The following is a 21133-nucleotide window of genomic DNA, read 5'->3' as shown; positions in this document are numbered from 1 at the left end:
AGAAAGCATGCAGCATAACCCGGACTTGTTTGCTTCTGAGCAGGAATTGCAGATTTTGCCCTTGCCGGATGCGGAACTGTATTTTTGCCGCACCCCGCCCTTGCCGCTGGCGGCGGATGCGCTGTATGCGGCATTGCTGCGCGACACCCCGTGGGCCGAATACAGCATCACGATTTACGGCAAGACCATGCTGCAACCGCGTCTGATGGCCTGGTATGGCGATGCGCATGCGCGCTATGCCTACAGCGGCAAAGAATATGTCCCCCTTCCCTGGACGCCTGTGTTGGCGCAATTGCGCGATGCCCTGATGCAGTTCACCGGGCATGCGTATAACAGCGTGCTGTTGAATTTATACCGGGATGGCAATGACGCGATGGGCATGCACAGCGACGATGAGCCGGAGTTGGGGCGCAATCCGCTTATCGCCTCGCTCAGTCTGGGGGCGCCGCGCACCTTCATTTTGCGCCACAAACGTGACAAAACGCTGAAACCCGTCCGCCTGCGTTTGGAGCATGGTTCTTTGCTGCTGATGGCTGGCCCCACCCAGCATCATTGGCAGCACGGTATCAATCGCGAAGCCGACGCAGGGCCGCGCATCAATCTCACCTTCCGCCGCATTTTGGCGCGCAAAGCGCAGCCCTGAGCGCCCGCCAGTAATCGCCGCTGATGCGGGATTCTGCATAGCCATGTTTTTACAAAGCGAGCGTTCGCCTCTAATCGAGCCGGTTTGAGCAAGCCGCTTTGGGCGCCGCAATGTGCAGAATTTCCGGCTGGAAATACACATTATGTTACATGTCAAGGGGCAGAAAAAATGAATGAATTTCCGATAACTGACGCAATAAACGGTCTAACTTGCGCGATTTCATGCATACATGGATGAAACCATGCGAATATGATAAATATATGTAACAAAATGAAACAGCATTGGCAAATCGTAAACTGCATGAGCATTATCACTTTCGGGCAATATGTCGTATCAAGTTTTTCCCCGATGCGACAAGCGCCCGCATAACAATTCCGGCATCCTTCAGCACCAGTTTCCCGTTTCCTGTCGCCCTTAGCGCCTGTGTATTTCCTATTGTCTTCAGGTCAAGGCATGGCTGTCGGCTGAGATTTGGCGGAATCTCCACAACACAACCAAGGAAAAAGAAATGAGCATGCTGAACATCGAAATCATCGACACCCAAGAGTCCGATGCACTGAACGCAGTTTCCCTGTCTGAATATGCAGCCGGCAGCACCTGCACCTGCACCTGCTGCTGCTGCGGCAGCGGTGGCAACGGTCAGTAATCTGTTTGTGTAGCCGCCGTCAGGAGCTCGCACCTCAGACGGTGGCGGCAGCGGGCCGCAAGGCCCGCTGTTTTTTACTCCCCCCAGGAATTTTTACCCCCCAGGAATTCCATGAACGCTGCAAAACTGTATTTGGCCCCCGGCCTGCGCATTCACCAATTGGCGGAAGGCCATTGGCAATTCGTGATGCTCTCATCGGCGTTTTCCATCAAATGCCCGGAACAACTTTTGCGCAGCGTGCTGCAAGCGGAAGGCAAACTCAGCCGGGATGAGTGGATTGCTTCATTGCGCCAAGAATTCGACGCCACCGCCTTGGGCGGATTTATTGATTCGCTGCTGGCGCGCGGCATTTTGTGTGAAAGCGCATCCGGCCCTGCCAGCGCGGCGGATGCCTGGCTGTACGCGCTGACCAATACGCGGCAAAACCCGCATGCGCCGGCGTTTGACGCCGCCGCCCATCCGCTCTATTTGCACGGGACAGGCGTGCTGCGCGACAAATTGGCCAGCCTGGCGCAAGACAGCGGTTTTGTCTGCACCGATGACGCTGCGCGCGCCGCCATGTTTGTGCTGTTGGCTGACCAGCCGCAGCATGATGATTTCCGCGCCGCCAATCGCGATCTGGTGTTGGCGCAAGAAAAACCGGCGCTGTTCGCCTGGCTGGATGGCGCAGCCGCGCGCTTGCTGCGGGTTGTGCCGCGCGCCACCGGCTGTTTTGAATGCCTGCACCACCGCATGCGCGCCAGCAAACAATTTTTCCGCGAATATGACGCCGCCAGTTCCGGCCAGGCCTTGTGGCATGTGCAGGAATTACCGCCGCCGCTGTTGCAAGCGCAACATCTGGCCACCGTCACTCTGATGCATGCCGGCGCCATGCTGGCCGGTCAGGTGCTGGACTTGCATCAAAACTGCCTGCTGGAATGCAATGTGCTGCAAGGAACGGAAAAGTTGGCGCAAGTGCTGAAACTGCCGCGCTGCCCGCATTGCGGCAACGGGAATGCGAATTTGCCGTTTGCCCCGGCCTATGACTTCAAGGGGATGTGATGCGCGCCGCTTTGCTGATCATGCTGCTGGCCGGGGTGGCCCAGGCCGCCGAAGTCAAATTGCGCATCCATTCTGTGGATGCGGAGCGCAAGGGCAAGCTGTATGTGCAATTGTGCGAAGAAAAAGATTTTTTGAAGCCGACTTGCCCGTTTCAGCAAATCGTCCCGGTGACAGGCGCGCAAGCCACGCTCAGTTTTCAAAAAGTGCCGGCGGGGCGTTGGGCCGCGCTCGCGTTTCATGATGAAAACGGGAATGGCCGCCTGGATGTGAATCAACTCGGGATTCCTGTCGAAGGCACAGCCTTCAGCCGTAACGCCAAGGGACAGTATGGCCCGCCCAAATTCGCCGATGCGGCGCAGCAGGTGAGCACAGAAAATATTGAATTCAGCTTCCGCCTGGCGTATTGAAAAATGATCGAATTGCATGGCGTCGGCAAATGCTGGCCGAATGGCGCGCAAGCGTATTGGGCGCTGCGCGGCGTGGATTTACAGGTGGCGGCGGGCGAGGCGCTGGCCCTGTGCGGCCCTTCCGGCAGCGGCAAAAGCAGCTTGCTGGCGCTGGCTGGCGGCTTGCTCAAGCCGGATGAAGGCTATGTCAGCATCGGCGGCACGCGCTTGGACAGTCTGAGCGCGCAGGCGCTGGATCGTTTTCGCGGTCAGCAGATCGGCATCATTTTCCAGCGCTTCAATTTGCTGCCGGTCTTGAGCGCGCAGGAAAATGTGGAAATGGCGCTGGTGATGCAGAATCTCAGCGCAGCCGAACGCAAGCGCCGCGCCGGCGGCTGGCTTGAGCAAGTCGGTCTGTCACACCGGGCGGATGTGCGCGCCGCGCTGCTGTCCGGCGGCGAACAGCAGCGGGTGGCGATTGCGCGCGCGCTGGCGCCGCAGCCCCGGATTGTGCTGGCGGATGAGCCGAGCGCTAATCTGGATCGCAAAAACGCCGTGCAATTTCTGCAAATTTTGCGCCGTTTGCAGCAGGAAAACGGCGTCACCCTGGTGATCGCCACCCACGATGCGCTGGTGCACGATTATGTACAGCGCGTGCAACTGCTGGAGGATGGCAAGTGTCTGGCCTGATGCTGTGGAGCGCGCTGGCATGGCGCAATGTGTGGCGCAACCGTCGCCGCAGTCTGCTCACGCTCGCCATCGTGGCGGTGGCGTGCTGCGCGATTTTGCTGGCCTATGGTTTTATTCTGGCCTCGTTTGAAGGTTTGAAATTTTCGATTGTGCAGGGCGGCGCCGGGCATGTGCAATTGGCGCACCGCAATGAATTTCTGGAGCAGGAAAACAAACCGCTGGAATATGGCTTGAGCAGCGCGCAGCGCGCCAGCTTGCAGCGCGAGGCGCAAGCCCTGGGCGGCGTCAAAAAGATTTTGCCGCGCCTGTATTTTCAGGGATTGATTTCAAACGGCGAAATCACGCGCAGCTTCAGCGGCGAAGGCTTGGATGCGGAAGCGGAATGGCAGGCGTTTGGCAAGCAGTTGCGGATTGTCAGCGGCGACTATCTGGAAGGCGGCGACGATAAACGCTACAGCATTGTGCTCGGCCAGCAATTGGCGCAGCGCCTGCACGCCAAGCCGGGCGACACGCTGACGCTGGTGACGGCGGCGGTCAGCGGCCAGATGAATGCGATGGATGTGACCCTGGCCGGCGTGATCAGCAGCGGAATTGCCGCACGCGACACCTATTATCTGGCCATGCCGCTGGGCGGCGCGCAGGAATTATTGCGCAGCGAAAAAGTCTCGCGCCTGACCGTGCTGCTGCAGCAGGATCTGAGTGCGGCGCAGGCGCAGCGCATGCAAGCCGCCTTGCCCGCCGGTTTTGCGCAGCGCAGCTGGCGTGAGCTGAACCCGATTTACGATCAGTTGGTGACACTCTACCGGGGCCAATTCATCGTCCTGGGCGGGATTTTGCTGGCGGTGGCGTTTTTGGCGATATTGAACGCCATCATCATGAATGTGATGGAGCGCACGCGCGAAATCGGCAGTCTGCGCGCGCTCGGCATCGACGCCGCGCGCATCCGCGCCGGCTTTGCGCTGGAGAGTTTTTATCTGTGCGCGCTCGGCAGCGCTGCCGGTGCGGCGCTGGCCTGGGGCGGCGGCTGGCTGTGCCGCCATATTCACATCATGATGCCGGCTCCGCCAGGCAGCACCAGCGGCTATCCCTTGCAATTGCTGTGGGATGGCGGCATGGCGCTGCAAGTCAGTCTGGCCCTGATTGCCTTGGGCATGCTGGCGGCCTGGCTGGCCAGCCGTCATGTCGCCAGCCTGGACATTTTGGACGCGATCAACACCCATTAAACACCTACGAGCCAAGCCTATGCGTCTTCATTTCCTCCTGCCCCTGCTGTTATGCGCGCCCTTGGCGCTGGCCAAAGCGCCTGATGCGGCGCAATTAAAAGACATCATCAGCCGTATCGACCAGCAGCGCCAGCCGGCTGGCGGGGTCGAATTGCAAGTCAGCCTGAGCACGCTGCAAGACGGGCGCGAGGTCGAGCAGGACGCGTATGCGATTACCTCGGATGGCGGCGGGAATGCCTTGCTGGCGATGCAAAACCGCGATAAGCGCGGGCAAAAAATTCTCAGCACCAAACAGGGCATCTGGATGTATTTCCCGAAAACGCGCCGCCCGCTGCGCCTGACTGCGGTGCAACAGCTGCAGGGTAACGCCAGCGTGGGCGATGTGTTGCGCACGCGCTGGAGTGAGGAATACAAGCTGGCCGCCGATGCGCCGCAGCTGGCCCAAGTGGAGGGACGCAATTGCTGGCGCGTCACGCTCGAAGCGGCGCAGGAAGAAGCGACTTACCGCAAGATTGAGCTGTATCTGAGCGAAAGCCAATTCGCGCCGGTGAAAGCGGATATGTACACCTTTGGCGGCAAATTGATGAAAAGCGCCTGGTATGGCGAAAGCGCAAATCTGGGCGCATTCCGCCTGATCCGCAGCACCCGCATCATCAGCGCGCTGGACGCCAAAAACGGCAAAGAAACGCTGTACGTGGTGAAAGCCGCCAAAAACATTCAGGTGGAACGAGATGCCTTCAGTCTGCACGCGCTGGAAGTCGGGCAATAAAGTCTGGCTGCTGCTGGCCGGCCTGTGCGGCGCGGCCCAGGCGCAAGACTGGCCCACGCTGACCCTGTATTTCAGCCAGCAGGAAAATGCGCTGTCGCAAGCGTATTTTCCGATTACGCGCGCCAACGGATTCGCCGCGCAACAACAAACCCTGGCCTTGACGTTGGACGGCGAGCACGCCGGTTTCACCTGGCGCGTGCGGGCGCTGGCGGCGCGCGCCGGCGGCAATCCGGCGCAACAGGAAGTGCGGCTCAAGGAATTGAACAAGGTATGGCGCTTGAATCAAGACTGCAAACTGTCCCTTGGCAAACGGATTTTGGCGTGGGATGTGGGATTTTTATTGCAGCCGCTGGGATTTTTTCAAACTCAGCCGAATTTAAGCGATTTGCAAGACCTGGCCGGGAATAGCGAAGGCTTGCCGTTGGCGCTGTTGTCCTGCCGCGTGGCGCAGGGGCTGGCGCTGGACTTGGCGCACAGCCGTGACAGCGCGCCGCTGGACTATGGCAACCGGGGTTTGCGCCAAACCGTGCTGCGCCTGTCCGGCCAGCAAGGCCAGCTCAGTTACGCCCTGCTGGCGCGCCAGGTGCGCGAAGTGGGACACGGTGTCGGCGCCAGTCTGTCCTACACCCCGCTGGAAAGCCTGGAGGCGCATGCTTCCTTGTATTGGCAGCGCGGGCAACGCAGCTGGCGTCATGCCGGTTTGCAAACAGCGGATCAATTCTGGTTCAGCAATCCATATCAGGAACAGCGCAGCGAAAGTTGGCGCGGCCAGAGTCTGCTCGGCTTGAATTGGACACCGCGCGACTGGCCGGCCCTGACGCTGGAATGGTCGCATAACGGCAATGGCATGCAGCGTGATGAATGGCGGCGCTGGCGCCAGATGGTGGATTGGCATCGCAGCGCGCCGGGGCCGCAAGCCTTGCGCGAAGTCAATTTGCTGTGGGACGCACAAAGCCTGCCGCCGCAAGGCATGTTGCGCGATTACGCCTATCTGCAGTGGCAGGGCGCGCATGCCGGCTGGGACTGGAGTCTGGGACAGAGTTTCGGCTTGCAAGACGGCAGCCGCGCGGCTTTTTTGAATCTGCGGCGCGGCCTGTGGCGCGGCGCCAGCATCGGTTTTTCCATCAGTCATTTTGCCCGTAAAGGCGGCACAGAATACGCCTACCTTCCTTACACAACCTCGCTCGGCCTCCGTTTCGCCGGCATTTTTTGAGTCTGCCCCATGAACGCACCCCTGCCCCCTGATTTTTTGACTTATCTGCCGGATGGCGGCCGCCAGGCGGCCCCGCTGGATTTGCCCACGGTGTGGCGCCAGTTGGTGGACGCGCGCTTTGGCGTGATCCGCCTCTTGCTCGAATCCTGCCGCGCGCCGGAATTTCCGCAATTGCATATCGCCGCCGCTGTACTCTCGAATCCAGCCTATTTTTGCGCCAACGATGCGCCGCCGGTGAAGGTGCCGATGGGCGGGGCCGGGGCCGGCATCACGCGCGAGCAATGCCTGTGGTCCACCGTGGGCGAGGCGGTGGAACGCTATTGCGGCGGGGTGTACGGCATGGAGCAATTTGAATTCGGCTTGCCGGAAGAGATGGCGGGGCGCTGTTTTCCCATGCAAGACTGGATTTTGTACAGCCAGGAACAATACGACAATCCCGAATTTCCATTTGGCCGTTTGCAAGATCAAACCAGTCTGCAATGGGTGAAGGGACAGGATTTGATCAACGGTGATGAGTTGTGGCTGCCGGCGCAATTGATTTATTTCGGCTTGCAAGTGGGGCAGGGGGAAGCGTTGACCCAGACTGTCAGCACCGGCATGGCGTGCGGCGCCGATTACAGCCAGGCGATTGCCTCCGGCTTTCGCGAAGCGCTGGAGCGCGATGTGTTTATGGCGATGTGGTTGCTGCGCTATCAACCGCAGCAAATCGAACTCGACGCCGCCTTTTTGCAGCAATTGCCGGCGCAAGTGCAAGCCATGCTGGCCTCGCCGGTGTGCCAACTCACGCTGTGGTATCTGCCGAATGAATTCGGCGCCATCACCGTGCTGGCCTGCTGCCAGGGACGGCACAGCTGGCGCATCGGCTTTGGCGCATCCTGTCATTTCAGTTTGCTGCAGGCCTGTGAAAAAGCGATTGTGGAAGCCTGTCACACCTGGGTATGGTCAACCCGTTTCGCCGATAGCGAAATGGAGCAGGCGCAGCAGACATTGCACAGCTGGGGCAAGCTGGCCGGCTCGAAAGAACATGTGTCTTATTACTTGCGCCCGGAAATGCGGGCGCAACTCAGCTTCCTGCTCGATAGTCCGGGACGGGTGCAGGCCAGCGCACTGCAAGCCGGTCTGGCCCCGGCCAGCCTGCACAGCGTAGCGCAAAAAGTGCATGCGTCCGGGCGTTGCATAGGCTGGGCCGATTTGAGTACGGCAGACGTGGCGCAAACCGGTTTGCGCGTGGTGAAAGTTTTGATTTCCGATATCCAGCCGCTGTACTTCGGCAATCCGGCCTGCTTCGCCAGCCAGCAGCGCCGCCGTTTGCAGCAATTGGCCGATTTCTGGGGCATGCCGATGCCGGCGGAATTGAATCCGGCCCCCCATCCCTTCCCCTGACATGAAAAAAACGAGACAACCATGAGCGAGCAAAGCAAAGCGACAGTGCTGGAATTGAGCGAGGCGATTGCGCCGAATTATGAATACGGCGCTTATGATGTGGATTGCCTGTATGAGATTTTTAATGAAAACGCCAAGTATTTCCGTCCCACAGTGGCCGGGATCGGCATGCGCATCAATGACTTTTTGAGCAATCCGCAAACCATTCGCCTGCATCTGGCCGGGGTCAAACGCTATGAATCTTTTCCGCTGCTGGCGCTGCCGCCGGCGCAAAGCCTGCCGTCACAGGAATTCGCCAGCGTGCTGCATCAGCGCCGCTCGCGCCCCGAGTTCGGGCGCAGCATCAGCCAGCAGGAATTGGCGGATTTGCTCGGCAATGCGCTCGGCTGTAACGCCAGCATGACGCCGGAATATGCGCGCGACGCCACCTTGCACCGCAAGCCCTATCCTTCCGGCGGCGGTTTGTATCCGGTGGAATTTTATGTGCTGCCGATGCGTGTGGACGGGGTGCAGCCTTGCGTCTGTCACTACAACACGATCAGCCGTGAATTGCGCGTGTTGCAGCAAGAATTGCAGGCGGAGCAGGTCAACCGCGTGTTGTCGATGCCATTTGCCGCCGACAAAATGCCGGCAGTGATGATTTTCATGAGCGGGGTGTTGCAGCGCTCCACCAATAAATATGGCAACAAGGGCTATAAGCTGGTGATGATTGAAGCCGGGGCCGCCGGCCAGACCCTGCATTTGAATGCGCAGGCATTGGGTTTGCATGGTTTGATGTGGAGTTCGTTTTTTGATGATGAGGCGGAACGCTTATTGCAGCTGGATGGGGTGAGCGAATCGGTGATCGTAGGCTTTTTCGCGGGATGAATATGGACGGCAATCGGCAAGCGGCGCTGGCGCACTATGTGGCCGGCGACCCGTATGATCTGGCGGCGATTGTGCTGTCACTGTTGCAGGCGGCGGCGGCGCAGGATGCGGCGCGCGTGCAGCAGGGCGCGACGATTTTGCGGCGCATGGCGGTGCAGGCCGGCATCCTCGGCGCCTTGCACCAATTGCAGCAAGGCGGCTTGCGCTGCCATCAGCTGCAGGGGCGTTACTGGCTGGCCGGCGCTGAGGTGTCGCTGGCGGCGCTGCAAGAGGCGGATGGGCAGATCGCCGCTGCGCTGGCGTTCGGCGCCAGCCAGCTGGCGCAGCCGGTCGCGCCGCTGCTGCTGTATCTGAATCCGGACTTCGGCGCCATGAATCTGGCCATGTTTGATATTCCCGGTCTGGCCTGTTTGCAATTTCCGCAAACATTATTGGGGCAGCCGCAGATGGCGCGCTGGCTGTGGCATGAAACCGGGCATGCGCATTTGCGTTGCGGCCAGCGTTTCTTGGATGAAGGCTTGGCGACTTGGTTTGAATACAGCAGCAGCGGGGCTTTTGACGCGGCGGCGGCGCAAACGGCCTGCGCCGCTGCCGCCTGGGATTTGCCGGGCGCCTTGCAAAGCGGCTTCGGCAAGGGGCTGGCGTTTGAAGATGCGGTCGAAGATGAGGCGCAGCGCGCGGCACTCTACCCGCAAGGCGCGCTGCTGGTGGCGCGCTTGCATGCGCGCCTGGGCGGGGCCGGTTTGGCCCAGCTGTTTGCCGCTGTGCGCGCGCAAAATGGCGCCGCGCTGCCGCTGGTGCGCCAGGCTTTGGCCGATGAATGGGACAGTTTTCACACCGCCAGCGCGACCCCGGCGCACAGTTTTACGCAAGCCCAGGCGCTGGCTTTGCGCGCGCGCAATGATGTGGACGGTTTATGCGCCATGCTGGCGCAGTGGGAGCAGGCGCAGGATGCCGCCAGCCGCCTGGCCATGCTGGATGCGCAAATCAGCTTGCGCGAATTGCGCGCGCCGCAAGCGGCAGAGCGCAGCAAGCAGGCGGATCTGTTGCTGGCCGATCTCTTGCGCCAGGGCGGGGGACAGGCGCTGGCTGAATTGCAATTGCGTCACACCATGAGCCGTTTGATGCGTGCGAATAGCGTGTTTGAGCGCGCCAGCCTGGGCAGCCGCGCGATGCGTGAAGCGGATGCGGCGCTGCGCATGTATCCGCAAGCGTATAGCGCACAAATTTGCAAAGCCACTTTGTTAATCCACACCCCGCAGCAATATGGCGGCGACGCCGACAGCGGGCGCAGCATGTTGCGCCAGCTCGCTTTGCGCGCAGACGACTACGGTTTGGTGGCGGCGGCCATTTTCCGCCAGGTGTATGGCGCGGACGCTTTGCCGGCCCCGGCGGCGGTGGCGCCGGAGTCCGTGCCGGATGCTGCGCCGGAGTCCGCGCAGCAAGAGGAGATGCAGCCAGCCGGTGCGGCGCAATTGGAAATCCAGGGCTTGCGCTTTGGCGACGCTGCCGGCTTTAGTTTGGAAGTGGATGATTTCAGCGTGCACAGCGGCGAATTGCTGGCCTTGATCGGCCCGAACGGCGTCGGCAAGTCGCTGTTGCTGGAGTGTTGCATCGGTCTGCAGCAGGCCAGCAGCCGCGTGCACCGCATTTGCGGCATGGACTTTGCCGCCTGGCGCCGCAATCTGTCCCTGCGCGAGCAAGTCGGCGCGCGTTTGCATCGCTTGAGTTTTGCCCCGGATTATCAAGTCGCAGATGTCTTGCAAATCCTGCGCGCGGCCTATGGGCGGCAGGATCAAGCGCTGTTGCAGCGCCTGGGTTTGACCGATTTGCTGAAGAAAAAATATGGCTGGCTGTCGAGCGGACAAAAGCAGCGTGTCGATTTATATGCCGCCTTTTTGCCGCAAGCGCGCTTGATTGTCTTGGATGAACCCAGTTTGGGCCTGGATGATGAATACAGCCGGCAATTATTCGCCCTGATCGAAGAACGCCGCCAGCAGGGCGCAGCGGTGTTGGCGGTCAGCCATGAGGCCGGTTTTCTGGCGCGCTGTCAGCGTATTGCAGTCTTGGCGCAGGGACGCATGCAAGCTTGCGCCAGCCCGCAGCAAATCCGCCGCGCGTATTTGTCAGATTACCGGGTCGATTTGCAACTCGCGCATGGCAACCGGCAGCATTTGCCGGCCCTGCGCGAACTGGGCGCGCGCCATGTGTTTGCGCAGCAAGACAGCATCAGCATGCTGGGCGATCAAGGATTTTTGCAGGCTTTTCGCGCCCTGGCGGCGCAACACAATTTGCTGGATTATCAAGTGCGCGCCTGCGATATGAGCGATTTATTCATGGCCGCCGCGCACGCCAGCCCGCAAGCTTTGGAGGTGGCGGTATGAAACAGGCATGGATTTTTTTCTGGAATTTGCTGCAAGTCGATGTCCGCAACTTCCTGCGCAATAAAGCGGCGGCCTTTTGGACGTTTGGCTTTCCGCTCTTGAGCCTGATTATTTTTATGAGCGCGTTTGGCGAAAGCGGCAAATTGGGACAAGTCGGCTTGGTTTTTATTGACCAGGACAAAAGCCCGGCCTCAGGCGCACTGATACAACATCTGAAGCTGGCGCTGCAATCGCAGCAAGCAGTGGAGGTGGTGTTTGCGGCGGGCGAAAAAGAGCAAATTGAATTGCAGATTCCGGCCGGCTTTGCCGAACGGGTGCAGGCGCGTCAAGGCGTTTTGCTGGACGCCCGCTTGCAGCAGCCGAAAAGCATGGCCAGCGATGTGGCGTTGAATATCATCGCTTCGGTGGCGGATGATTACGCCTTGCGCCAGCTGTACCAGTATCGCGGCATTCAGCTCGCCACCCAGGCCCCGCCGGCGCGCGCCAAGTTGCCGTATGCCGCATATCTGGTGACAGGTTTGCTGTGTATGGTGGTGGTCTCGACGGCATTGATGGGCTTTGTCGTGCCCTTGGTGAGCGCCCGTCAGGCCGGCCATTTCCGTGTGTTTGAATTGTTGCCGGTGTCGCGTTTGTCGGTGGTGTTGGCGTTTTCGGTTTCCAAATTCCTGGTGATTGTGTTGGCCGGTTTGCTCTTATTCGGCTTTGCCGCGCTGCTGTATCAACCCGGTTTCCCGCTCGCGCCGGGGCCATGGTTGCATGCTTTGCCGGTATTGCTGCTGGGCGTGGCCGGCTTTCTGGCGCTCGGCCTGGTGTTGGCGGCGCGCTTGCGCAACAGCGAATGGGCCACGCTGCTGTGCAATCTGGTGTATTTCCCGCTGATTTTCCTGGGCAATTTGTTTGTCCCCCTGGACGGGGCCGGCCCATTAAAACAGGTGCTGGATGTGATGCCGGTGAATTTGTTTGTGCACGCCCTGCGCGCCTGTCTGATGCAGGGCGACAGCATCTGGTCGCAAACCCTGTTCCTGTGGGAATTCGGGGTGTTGATTGTGTTTTCCCTGGCTTACGCCAGCAAGGCTTTTGTGTTGAATCAGGGGATGCTGGCGGCCAGATAGCATTTGCCCGCTGGTTTTGGCGGCGCACCCCGTATCGGTGCGCCGACTGCATTACTTTGATGCTGATTCGATCGATGGTTCACATTGCTTTCGGCTGGAATTCCTCTCGGATCTCAGGCGCTGTCAAGCGCTTGATGAGCCACAACAGCAAGGCGCTGAATATCAGTGCGAAGATGCTGAAGCCAATCAGCAAACCATCTTTAAACATGGCGAATATCGTCGTTTCCGCAAGCTCCGGCGCCATTTCTGTGAACGCGGCGAAGAGGGCGTTTTGCAAAAACAGCATGCCGAAATTCCACACGATGCCAAACACGAGCAGAAGGATGGTGGCGAACCAGCCCCAATATTTGCGCAGCAGCAAGCCGACGCCACAGATCAGCGTGGCGCAGGACAGCAGTCCGAATGAAAAAAAGATCAAGTGCAGATTGGTGAAGATGAGTTTGATCAGGAACGGGATTTTCGGGGCATCCACCATGCTGGCAAACTTTTCCGGGGGAATAAAGCTGAATGCGAGGATTTGCAGCAGTGCGATCACAATGGAAAAACCGCCGACGATGATGAGCAGCCAGGCCAGGCCGGACACCAGAGAAGAACGTTGTGGCTGGGCGGGTAATGCAGTCATCTGTTTTCCTTTGTGGGCAGCTTGCATATGAAAGATTGACGCAGCCCGGCTTTGCGTGTCTTCATATTTTATCCCTGGTTTTATTTAGGTCTTTCTGTCTTTTTGGAATTTTTATCGGAGGGCGCTTGCAGCGCCTTTCACCTGTCATGCAGAAGGCGCTATCATGAGCGCATCGCGGCTTTTTCCCGGGAGGCGGCATGCGCATTTCTGCATTCTTGCTGGCTGGCGCCTTGGTATGCGCGCTGCCGGCGCAAGCCAATATGGCGGCGGCGCAGCGCTGGATCGATCAGGAATTTCAGCCCAGCAGCTTGACACGCCAAGCGCAGTTGGCGGAAATGAAATGGTTTATCGAAGCCGCCGCGCGTTTGCGCGCGCAGGGCGTGCGCAAGATCCGGGTGGCCTCGGAAACCATTGATACCCATGAATATGAAGCCAAGGTGTTAGCGCGCGCCTTTCATGACATCAGCGGCATTCAGGTTGAGCACCAGACCATACCGGAAGGCGAGCTGGTGCAGCAGTTGCAGCAGGCGATTCAAAGCAATCAGTCGCCGTTTGACGCCTGGGTCAGCGATTCGGACTTGATCGGCGCCCATATGCGCAATGGCCGCACGCTGGCGCTCTCGGACTATATGAGCGGGGCCGGCAAGCCTTACACCAATCCCGGACTGGATTTGCAGGATTTCATCGGCCTGAGTTTTTGCACCGACCCGGATGGCAAGCTGTATCAATTGCCGGATCAGCAATTCGCCAATTTGTATTGGTTCCGCGCAGATTGGTTTGCCAGGCCCGAATTGCAACAACGTTTCAAAGCCAAATACGGCTATGAACTGGGGGTGCCGGTGAATTGGAGCGCATACGAAGACATCGCCGAATTTTTCACCAACGATGTGCGCGAAATTGACGGCAAGCGGGTGTGGGGACATATGGATTACGGCGCGCGCGATCCTTCGCTTGGCTGGCGTTTCACCGATGCCTGGTTGTCGATGGCGGGCGCGGCGGATAAGGGGATTCCGAACGGCGCGCCGGTGGATGAATGGGGCATCCGCGTTGCCGATGACCGTTGCACGCCGGTCGGCGCTTCGGTGGCGCGCGGCGGCGCCACGAATTCGCCGCCGGCGGTGTTCGCTTTGCAAAAATATCTTGAGTGGCTGGGCAAGTATGCGCCGCCGCAGGCGCGCAATATGAATTTCAATCAGGCCGGCCCGGTTCCGGGACAGGGCCATATCGCGCAACAGATTTTCTGGTACACCGCGTTTACCACCAGCCTGACCAAGCCGGGTTTGCCGGTGGCGCATGCGGATGGCGCGCCGAAGTGGCGTATGGCCCCGGCCCCGCATGGCCCGTATTGGAAAGAGGGGATGCAAAACGGCTATCAGGATGTCGGGGCCTGGACTTTTTTGCAATCGACTTCGCCGCCGCAATTGGCGGCGGCCTGGTTGTATGCGCAGTTCGTGACCTCGAAAACGGTGTCGGCGCGCAAATCGGTGGTGGGCCTGACCTTTATCCGCGAATCGGACATCAAACTGGATTATTTCACCCGCCACAGTGAGCGTTACGGCGGTTTGATTGAGTTTTACCGCAGTCCGGCGCGCGTCGCCTGGACCCCGACCGGCGTGAATGTGCCCGATTATCCGCGCATGGCGCCGCTGTGGTGGCGCAATCTGGCCCCGGCGCTGGAAGGCAAAAGCAGTGCGCAGCAGGCTTTGGATCAATTGGCGGAACAGCTCGACGCCCATATGGCGCAGTTGCAGCGCGAGGGCATGCGCCATTGCGCGCCGCGCTTGAATGCCAAAAAAGAAGCCTCCCGCTGGCTCAGCAATAAGGGTGCGCCGTGGGCTAAATTGGCGAATGAGAAGCCGCCCGGCTTGACGATTTCGTATGAGAAATTGCTGCAGGCCTGGCGCGAGGGACGGGTGCGCTGATGCGCTGCGGCTGCGTGTAAGCGCCCGCGCAAACAGCGCGCAAACCCGGATATGCTGCAGTATGCCAATGTACAGCAGGGTTTTTCAGCGAATGCTTCCTTTCTGCGCGGGCTGCGCTTACTATCGGCCCATTCTTTATCCGGGAGCGTAGCGATGAACCAGTTAAATCAGCAAGCCGCGCCTGACGCAACAGCGGCGCAGGTCAAACATATTCTTTTTATCAGCGATCACGCCATGTTGTGCGACGCGGTGCGGCACAGTCTGGGGACGCACTATCGTTTGCAATGCCTGAGCCGGGCGCGTGAGTTGGAGCAGGTGTGGCGCGAGGCGGGGCCGAATCTGCTGATCCTGCATATCGAGAGCGGCGAAGGGCGCGAATGGGTTGAGTGTCTGTTGCAGGCCAAGCGGCGCGGCACGCCCTGTCTGGCGCTCGGATCGAGTGAAAATCTGGCCCTGTTGCGCACTTGCATTGTGCTGGGCGTGCACGGCTATCTGTCGCGCAGCGATGACAGCTTGCGTTTGCAAAGCGCGGTGCGGCAAGTGCTGGAAGGCGCTTATCTGTTCACGCCGGAATGCATGTTGCGCGCCTTTCGCGATCAGCGCGATGCGATTCCTCTCTTGCATGCAAGCGAAATCAGGGTGCTGGATTTGCTCTTGCGCGAACCGGATCTGGAAAACATGGAGGTGGCGCAACGCGTCAAACTTTCGTATGGCCGCGTGAAAAATCTGATGACGGAGCTGTTCGCCAAATTCGGCGTCAGCCGCCGTCATCAATTGGTGTTTGAGGCGCAGCGGCGCGGCTATTTTCCCGGCATGCCCTTGGACAAGTTGTATCAGTTTTATGGCCGCAACGGGCGCGCCGCGCGCAAAGCAGAGCAGGCAGGCTGATCCGTCTGCAGCTTATGCCGGTGGCCGCCAATGCGTCTTTTCGCGCCAGGCGCTGTACAGCAGCGCCGCCAGCGCCAGCGCCAGCAGCGCGGCCAGGCTGTGCAGGCTGGCCGCCAGATTGGCCTGCGCCAGACCCAGGCTGCAGATGAAATAACCCAGCGGAACCGGCACGGTGCGCAGCGCTGAATACGCCAGCATGACGCGTCCCACATGCTGTTGCGGCGCATGGCTTTGCATCAATGTCTGTTCCAAGGGGCCAAGGTAGCCTACCGCCAGACCAAGCAGGAATAGCAGGAAGCAGCTGCTCAGGCCGCTGCTGAAGGGCAGCAAAACAAAGCACAGCAGCATCAAACCGGGCGAGCCGCACAGGCTGTACACGGCTGGCCAGGGCAGGGGGCGCAGGCTGATCAATAAAGACGCGAGCAGTGCGCCGCCGCCAAAGCAGGAAATCAGCACGCCTGCGCCCAGCGCGCTGCCGCCAGCCTGTTTCACCAGCACCGGCAGCAAGAGGGCGAGCAGCGGGGTCAGGCTCAAATTGATGACGGCGCTGATCAAGCTGACCATGCGCAGCACCGGGCTGCGCATGATTTCACGCACCCCGGCCAGATAGTCGTTGCGGCCATGCGCCTGCCCGGCTTCGCTGTGAGTGCTTGCGGGATGCGCAGCGCTTGCGCTCATGCGCGGCAAAAATACAAACAGCAGCAGGGCTGAGAGTAAAAAAGTGGCGCCGTCGAGCGCCAGCGCGCCGGCGCTGCCGAGCGCGGCGATGCACAGACCGCCAATAATCGGGCCGGCCAGATCGCCGAAATTGTGAAATACGCCTATCCAGCCGTTGACGCGCTGATGGGTGTCTGGATGATCGCAAGCTTGTTGTTGCAGCAGTCCCGGAATCATGGCTGAACCGGCGGCGCTGGCGAAAGCGCTGAGCACGGCGGCAATGGCCAGAATCAGCGCAATGATCAGTGGATGCAGGGCATGCGCCAGATACAGGCCGACCAGACTGAATGAGGCAAGCGCCAGCAACAGATCGCAGACGATATACGCTTTGCGCTTATCGATCCGATCCACCAGCGGCGTGCCGAGCAGCGCGGCCAGCAGAGCGGCCCCGGATTGCACCGCAAACAGCAAGGCAATCCGCTCGGGGCTTAAGTGCGCCTCAAACAAGAGCCAGGGTATGGCCAGTGCGCCAATCGCGCTGCCCAGGATGGAAAAAAATTGCGCAGCCAGCATGGCGCGGACAGGTAACTGCATGGTTGCCTTTTCTTGCATCAAGCTTTAAGTTTGCGGGCGATTGTCAAACCACATCAGCGGCCCGCGCCAGTCGTCATTGTCGATTTGTTGTTCCTGCCAGGCGCCATTGCTGGCGGCGGCGATGGTTTTGCGCCAGAACGCCTGCGCCGGCAAATTGTTGGGCAGCATACAGACTTCCCAGGCGGATGGGGTGCGCGCAAAAATACAGTTCGCCGCTTGCGCGCCTATGCCTTGCCGGCGGTATTTGCGCAGTATGAAAAAATCATTGATGCAGCGCTGGCTCTGCGGGTGCAGCACATCTTCTGAAATCAAAGCAAAACCGGCCCAGTGTTGATTGACCTTGAACAACAACACTTCACGCGTTTTTTCCAGCCAGTAATAATCCAGATCATCGAAGCGGTACAAGCCATGCGCATCCACGTCATAGCCATCGAATTCAGAATAATCGTAGAGATACAGCTCGGCCAGGCGATCCAGCACGGCGCGGTCGGCAAATGTCCCTTCGTGTAATGCAAAATCGTTCTTCATCCTGTTTTCCTGTTAGCCAGCGGGCTGCAAAACCCTGCATTATACATATGCATGGTATTGTGCATGCGGCTGCACAAGCTATCATGTAAGAACAGCCATTCGCAAGGAGCGGCGATGCGATCTCTTTCTGCAGGTTTGCTTGCTTTGTTCATGCTGTTTTGCAGTACGGCGGCTGTTGGCCAGGCATTGCGCGTGCTGACAGAAGAAACCCACCCGCTGAATTACACCGAGGGCGGCAAAGTCGGCGGTTATTCCACCGGGCTGTTGCAGGCCACCTTGCGCCACGCCGGCTTGCAAGCGGAGATCGAAGTGATGCCCTGGCGGCGCGCGATGCAATTGACTTTGCTGCAGCCAAACACCCTGTTGTACTCGACCGCCAGAATTCCGGAGCGGGAGCAGCAATTTCTGTGGATAGGCCCGCTTTCCCCCATCAATATTTACGCCTACAAATTGCGCAAGCGCACAGATCTGCAAGCCGCCAGCGTGCATGAGCTGGCGCGTTACCGCACCGGCATGGTGCGCCAGATGGCGTCCAGCCGGGTGGTGCTGGAGCAGACCGGCTTAAGTGAGGAAGCGTTTGAATTTGCCCCAAGCTCCTTCTTGAATCTGCAAAAACTGTTGGCCGGGCGCCTGGATTATGTGATTTTGATGGAATGGAATTTTATCTCGGTGTGCAAGCTGCAAAAGCTTGATCTGGATGCGTTTGAGCCTGCGTTTTTAATTGATGGCAGCCGCAGCCTGTATTTCGCGCTGAACCGGGATAGTGATCCAGCGCTGGTCGCGCGTTTGCAATCGGCCTGGGATGTGGTGCAAAAATCAGGGCTGCCGCAACGCCTGCGGCAGCAATATCTGCGGCGTGCTGATTAGCCGCTTCAAACTTGCGGCATGAAGGCCAACAATACCGGCCTGCCATCCGCACCCTGTCCGGTTTTGAAAATAATCGCCTGATCCTGTTTCATGCCTTCGAGTATTTTTTTGTCTTGCGCCGGCAAGACGATTACGCCAGCCTGATTCAGAAAATTGCGCATGCCCAGATGTTTGATGGTGACCTTGCCTTCTTTGAGGTCAATTTTCTGCACCCGGCCTTCAGCCCAGTCCGGGCTTTTGGCGGCTTGTTCATAGATAGATTGTGCAAACGCGGCTTGCTGCGGCAATACGCTCAAACAAGCGGCGGCCAGGATCAGGGGGGATAAAAAGCGCATCGGAAGACTCCTTGCATCAGAAGGGAATAATCATGGATTGTAGCAAGCGGGAGCGGGCTTGCGATGGCTTGTTGATAATTAATTTTGTTACAATATTTTTACGCTTTTTCAAAGGTGCTTTGCTATGCATCAGGACAGGGTATTTGACATTTGATAGAAGGAGCAACAGCAGAGAAGATAGGGGCGATTGTGCACTTTCATGTCAACTAGTGGTGGTTTTTGTCAGAGTGGCGTGGCGCTGAAAATGTATGCAGCAATATCCGAACGGTGTCAGGAGCTGTATGTCGCTCCCTGCCAACGGCCAGTGATGAAGATAAAATATTATTTGTGCATGTGTAATGCGGTCCTCGGTGGAAACTGCAGTGGTGGATGTTCAACGCAAAAATTTGTGCGGCATCATAGCTAAAGAGCGATAATAGAATCATTTGAATCCTAGGTCTTAGCTGAGTATTAGAAGACTGGCTTTGAGCAAATGTGAGCTAACCCAATTGCGAAACCCAAATGACAGACGATAACTTGCCTGCGATTCCGGCTGATTATTCTCCGGGCAACAGACAGACCATTACTGACCACTACGTTGCCCAAAACGTTGTGTATGAGGCTGTTGCATTCAAATTTAAGAATTTCACCCGCCTAAACGCAAGCAGGATTACATTCAAGAACGTGTCGTTCGAGCATAGTTTGTTTGAAGGCTGCTATTTTCGCAACTGCGTTTTTGATTCGTGTAATTTCACTGGGTGTAGATTTATCGGCTCTAACTTCCATCAGTCGAGTTTTCCCGGCTCCAGATTTGACTACGCGACCTTCGAGCGTTGTCAAATTGATTCCGATATTCTCACTGCATGGAACCCTAGGGAGCAGAATCTCAAGATGCGTTTCGCGCGCTCATTGCGTATGAACTTCCAACAGGTTGGGGATGCTAAAGCGGTAAATGAGGCAATCACGCAAGAACTTGATGCTACGGCACGTCATTTACGTGAATCTTGGCAATCTGAGGATGAGTTTCACCGTAAGAAGTACCCAGGTCTTTTGCGCGTCCGCCAGTTTCTGGCTTGGCTAGAGTTCTGGGTGCTTCATTTTGTCTGGGGGAATGGTGAGAGTATTTCCAAGCTGCTGCGATCGATCATCATTGTGATGATAGTCATTGCTGTTTACGATGCCAATACTTCTAGTACCTCGGCCACCATCCTAGACTACTGGGAGAGTCTGAAAGCCGCGCCGGCAATATTCTTGGGAACCCTTTCTCGTCCATCACACGCGATTGCAGCCGCTTCGGCGATCGTTGCTACCAGACTAATAGCGTTATCCTTACTCACGGCGCTCTTGGTCAAACGCTTTGGACGCCGATGAACATGCATTTCTACGCATTTGGTTCGATTTGCCGGGGGGAAGTCGATAAGGCATCAGATGTCGACATCCTTGCCTGCATCACAGGGCCTAATTCTGATATTGACACGGAAAAATTCTCGGTATATCAGCATGATCGATTGCGCCGCTTATGGACAGAGGGAAATCCGTTTGCTTGGCACCTGCATTTGGAATCAAGGCTCTTGTTTTCGTCAGATGGCATAGACTTCATCGCCTCCTTGGGTGCTCCTGCTGCTTACACAGCTGGAGAGGAGGACTGCAATAAGTTCGCCAACCTTTTTTTTGATTCGTTTAATCAACTATTAAAAACTCGAGTGAATGCTACTTTCAATCTGTCTTGTATGTTCCTGGGTATTAGGAACTTTGCTACCTGCTATTCTATCTGGCATGGCCACCCCGTTTTCTCAAGAAGGTCACCCTTGTTGATTGATTCACCACTGAGCATAGATGCAGAGGCCTTTGGTGTGCTTACGCGCGCACGAGTGTTATCAACGCGTGGAATTGGTCTTGCGCTGTCGGACCAGGAGGTTATGCTTGTACTTAGGGCGGCTCCTGCCATCCAATCCTGGATGCGTCAACTACTCGCCGAGGTAAGAAGATGACTGAATTCAACAATCGTATCGCCGCTCAGCGAGAAGTTCTTCTCGCTGTAAACAGTGTACATTGGCGCGAGGAACTCTATGGAATGTCTAGCGGAGCACTTGAGCGCTGGGTACAAGCCAACAGCCTTAATCGATGCTCAAAATTGGTAAGTCTGCTCCTAGAGGTTGCGGGTAAGCTATTTTTCCTTGCCAATAAGAGTCAAGAGCAGGTAACTGCCGAATATCGACTCCATTCCTCTGAAGTTTCCGAGCTTACTGAGGCAATAAGGCTCGAGGTTCAGCAATTACAAGTTCTCGGGACTGATATGGATAAAAACTAAAAGTTAACGTTGGTCGAGTTAGTGGATAGGCTTGGTTAATTTGTGTGAATGCATCTCTCGGTGAGCGGTTCTT

At 58.0% G+C, this 21133-nt stretch carries 22 protein-coding genes; 18 read left to right on the top strand and 4 right to left on the bottom strand.

Annotated features, from left to right (window positions below; all coding sequences use genetic code 11):
* The first annotated feature begins 7 nt into the window (after window positions 1–7).
* The 12 genes from V8J88_RS20960 (at window position 8) to V8J88_RS20905 (ending at window position 12357) form a co-directional block, all read left to right on the top strand.
* Window positions 8–643, top strand: a complete 636-nt coding sequence (locus V8J88_RS20960; RefSeq protein WP_338846215.1) for an alpha-ketoglutarate-dependent dioxygenase AlkB — start codon at window positions 8–10, stop codon at window positions 641–643.
* Between the two features lie 508 nt (window positions 644–1151).
* Complete coding sequence (locus tag V8J88_RS20955; RefSeq protein ID WP_338846214.1) at window positions 1152–1289, top strand: hypothetical protein; 138 nt, start codon at window positions 1152–1154, stop codon at window positions 1287–1289.
* 111 nt (window positions 1290–1400) lie between these two features.
* On the top strand, window positions 1401–2330 hold the full coding sequence (locus V8J88_RS20950) for a hypothetical protein (protein ID WP_338846213.1): 930 nt from the start codon (window positions 1401–1403) through the stop codon (window positions 2328–2330).
* Entirely contained in the window at window positions 2330–2737 is a 408-nt protein-coding gene (locus V8J88_RS20945) for a DUF2141 domain-containing protein (RefSeq protein WP_338846212.1), read from the top strand. Before V8J88_RS20950 ends, V8J88_RS20945 begins: the two co-directional genes overlap by 1 nt.
* A gap of 3 nt (window positions 2738–2740) precedes the next feature.
* Window positions 2741–3406: an ABC transporter ATP-binding protein gene (locus V8J88_RS20940; RefSeq protein ID WP_338846211.1), complete on the top strand. Its 666-nt coding sequence runs from the start codon at window positions 2741–2743 to the stop codon at window positions 3404–3406.
* Complete coding sequence (locus V8J88_RS20935; RefSeq protein ID WP_338846210.1) at window positions 3394–4629, top strand: FtsX-like permease family protein; 1236 nt, start codon at window positions 3394–3396, stop codon at window positions 4627–4629. Before V8J88_RS20940 ends, V8J88_RS20935 begins: the two co-directional genes overlap by 13 nt.
* Before the next feature lie 19 nt (window positions 4630–4648).
* Window positions 4649–5398 (top strand): outer membrane lipoprotein-sorting protein, encoded by a 750-nt coding sequence (locus V8J88_RS20930; protein WP_338846209.1) that lies wholly within the window; start codon window positions 4649–4651, stop codon window positions 5396–5398.
* Window positions 5361–6611, top strand: coding sequence for a hypothetical protein (locus V8J88_RS20925; protein ID WP_338846208.1), 1251 nt, complete (start codon window positions 5361–5363; stop codon window positions 6609–6611). Before V8J88_RS20930 ends, V8J88_RS20925 begins: the two co-directional genes overlap by 38 nt.
* A 9-nt stretch (window positions 6612–6620) precedes the next feature.
* Window positions 6621–7994, top strand: coding sequence for a YcaO-like family protein (locus tag V8J88_RS20920; RefSeq protein ID WP_338846207.1), 1374 nt, complete (start codon window positions 6621–6623; stop codon window positions 7992–7994).
* Between the two features lie 21 nt (window positions 7995–8015).
* Window positions 8016–8861, top strand: a complete 846-nt coding sequence (locus V8J88_RS20915) for a SagB family peptide dehydrogenase (RefSeq protein WP_338846206.1) — start codon at window positions 8016–8018, stop codon at window positions 8859–8861.
* Between the two features lie 2 nt (window positions 8862–8863).
* Window positions 8864–11245, top strand: a complete 2382-nt coding sequence (locus tag V8J88_RS20910) for an ABC transporter ATP-binding protein (RefSeq protein ID WP_338846204.1) — start codon at window positions 8864–8866, stop codon at window positions 11243–11245.
* Window positions 11242–12357 (top strand): ABC transporter permease, encoded by a 1116-nt coding sequence (locus V8J88_RS20905; RefSeq protein ID WP_338846203.1) that lies wholly within the window; start codon window positions 11242–11244, stop codon window positions 12355–12357. The genes V8J88_RS20910 and V8J88_RS20905 overlap by 4 nt, the downstream gene beginning before the upstream one ends.
* A 79-nt stretch (window positions 12358–12436) precedes the next feature.
* On the opposite strand, the gene V8J88_RS20900 is transcribed toward V8J88_RS20905, so the two are convergent.
* Complete coding sequence (locus V8J88_RS20900) at window positions 12437–13006, bottom strand: hypothetical protein (RefSeq protein WP_338846202.1); 570 nt, start codon at window positions 13004–13006, stop codon at window positions 12437–12439.
* 170 nt (window positions 13007–13176) lie between these two features.
* Between V8J88_RS20900 and V8J88_RS20895 the strand changes: the two genes are divergently transcribed.
* Both V8J88_RS20895 and V8J88_RS20890 read left to right on the top strand, forming a co-directional pair.
* Entirely contained in the window at window positions 13177–14901 is a 1725-nt protein-coding gene (locus V8J88_RS20895; protein ID WP_338846201.1) for an ABC transporter substrate-binding protein, read from the top strand.
* A 153-nt stretch (window positions 14902–15054) separates the two neighbouring features.
* Window positions 15055–15789 carry a response regulator transcription factor gene (locus V8J88_RS20890; RefSeq protein WP_338846200.1) on the top strand — a complete coding sequence of 245 codons (735 nt, stop codon included), beginning with the start codon at window positions 15055–15057 and terminating at the stop codon, window positions 15787–15789.
* Window positions 15790–15801: 12 nt separating this feature from the next.
* Here the strand turns inward: V8J88_RS20890 and V8J88_RS20885 are convergent, their stop codons facing one another.
* Window positions 15802–17040, bottom strand: a complete 1239-nt coding sequence (locus V8J88_RS20885) for an MFS transporter (protein WP_338846199.1) — start codon at window positions 17038–17040, stop codon at window positions 15802–15804.
* 24 nt (window positions 17041–17064) lie between these two features.
* Window positions 17065–17568 carry a GNAT family N-acetyltransferase gene (locus tag V8J88_RS20880; protein ID WP_338846198.1) on the bottom strand — a complete coding sequence of 168 codons (504 nt, stop codon included), beginning with the start codon at window positions 17566–17568 and terminating at the stop codon, window positions 17065–17067.
* A 114-nt stretch (window positions 17569–17682) separates the two neighbouring features.
* On the opposite strand from V8J88_RS20880, the gene V8J88_RS20875 reads away from it, so the two are divergent.
* Window positions 17683–18435 carry a transporter substrate-binding domain-containing protein gene (locus V8J88_RS20875; RefSeq protein WP_338846197.1) on the top strand — a complete coding sequence of 251 codons (753 nt, stop codon included), beginning with the start codon at window positions 17683–17685 and terminating at the stop codon, window positions 18433–18435.
* Window positions 18436–18440: 5 nt separating this feature from the next.
* On the opposite strand, the gene V8J88_RS20870 is transcribed toward V8J88_RS20875, so the two are convergent.
* Window positions 18441–18770: a copper-binding protein gene (locus tag V8J88_RS20870; RefSeq protein ID WP_338846196.1), complete on the bottom strand. Its 330-nt coding sequence runs from the start codon at window positions 18768–18770 to the stop codon at window positions 18441–18443.
* Window positions 18771–19271: 501 nt separating this feature from the next.
* Between V8J88_RS20870 and V8J88_RS20865 the strand changes: the two genes are divergently transcribed.
* Genes V8J88_RS20865 through V8J88_RS20855 form a run of 3 tightly spaced genes read left to right on the top strand, consistent with a single transcriptional unit; the run spans window position 19272 to window position 21060 of the window.
* The gene (locus V8J88_RS20865) at window positions 19272–20120 is read left to right on the top strand and encodes a pentapeptide repeat-containing protein (protein ID WP_338846195.1); all 849 of its coding nucleotides are present in this window, start codon (window positions 19272–19274) and stop codon (window positions 20118–20120) included.
* Window positions 20117–20740, top strand: coding sequence for a hypothetical protein (locus tag V8J88_RS20860; RefSeq protein WP_338849995.1), 624 nt, complete (start codon window positions 20117–20119; stop codon window positions 20738–20740). Before V8J88_RS20865 ends, V8J88_RS20860 begins: the two co-directional genes overlap by 4 nt.
* Window positions 20737–21060: a hypothetical protein gene (locus V8J88_RS20855; protein ID WP_338846194.1), complete on the top strand. Its 324-nt coding sequence runs from the start codon at window positions 20737–20739 to the stop codon at window positions 21058–21060. Before V8J88_RS20860 ends, V8J88_RS20855 begins: the two co-directional genes overlap by 4 nt.
* The last annotated feature ends 73 nt before the right edge of the window (window positions 21061–21133 follow it).

The organism is Massilia sp. W12, from assembly GCF_037300705.1.
In the GTDB taxonomy this organism is placed as follows: Bacteria; Pseudomonadota; Gammaproteobacteria; order Burkholderiales; family Burkholderiaceae_D; genus JACPVY01.
Note: the sequence above shows the minus strand (reverse complement) of the source record. Positions and strands in the feature narration are given on the sequence as shown.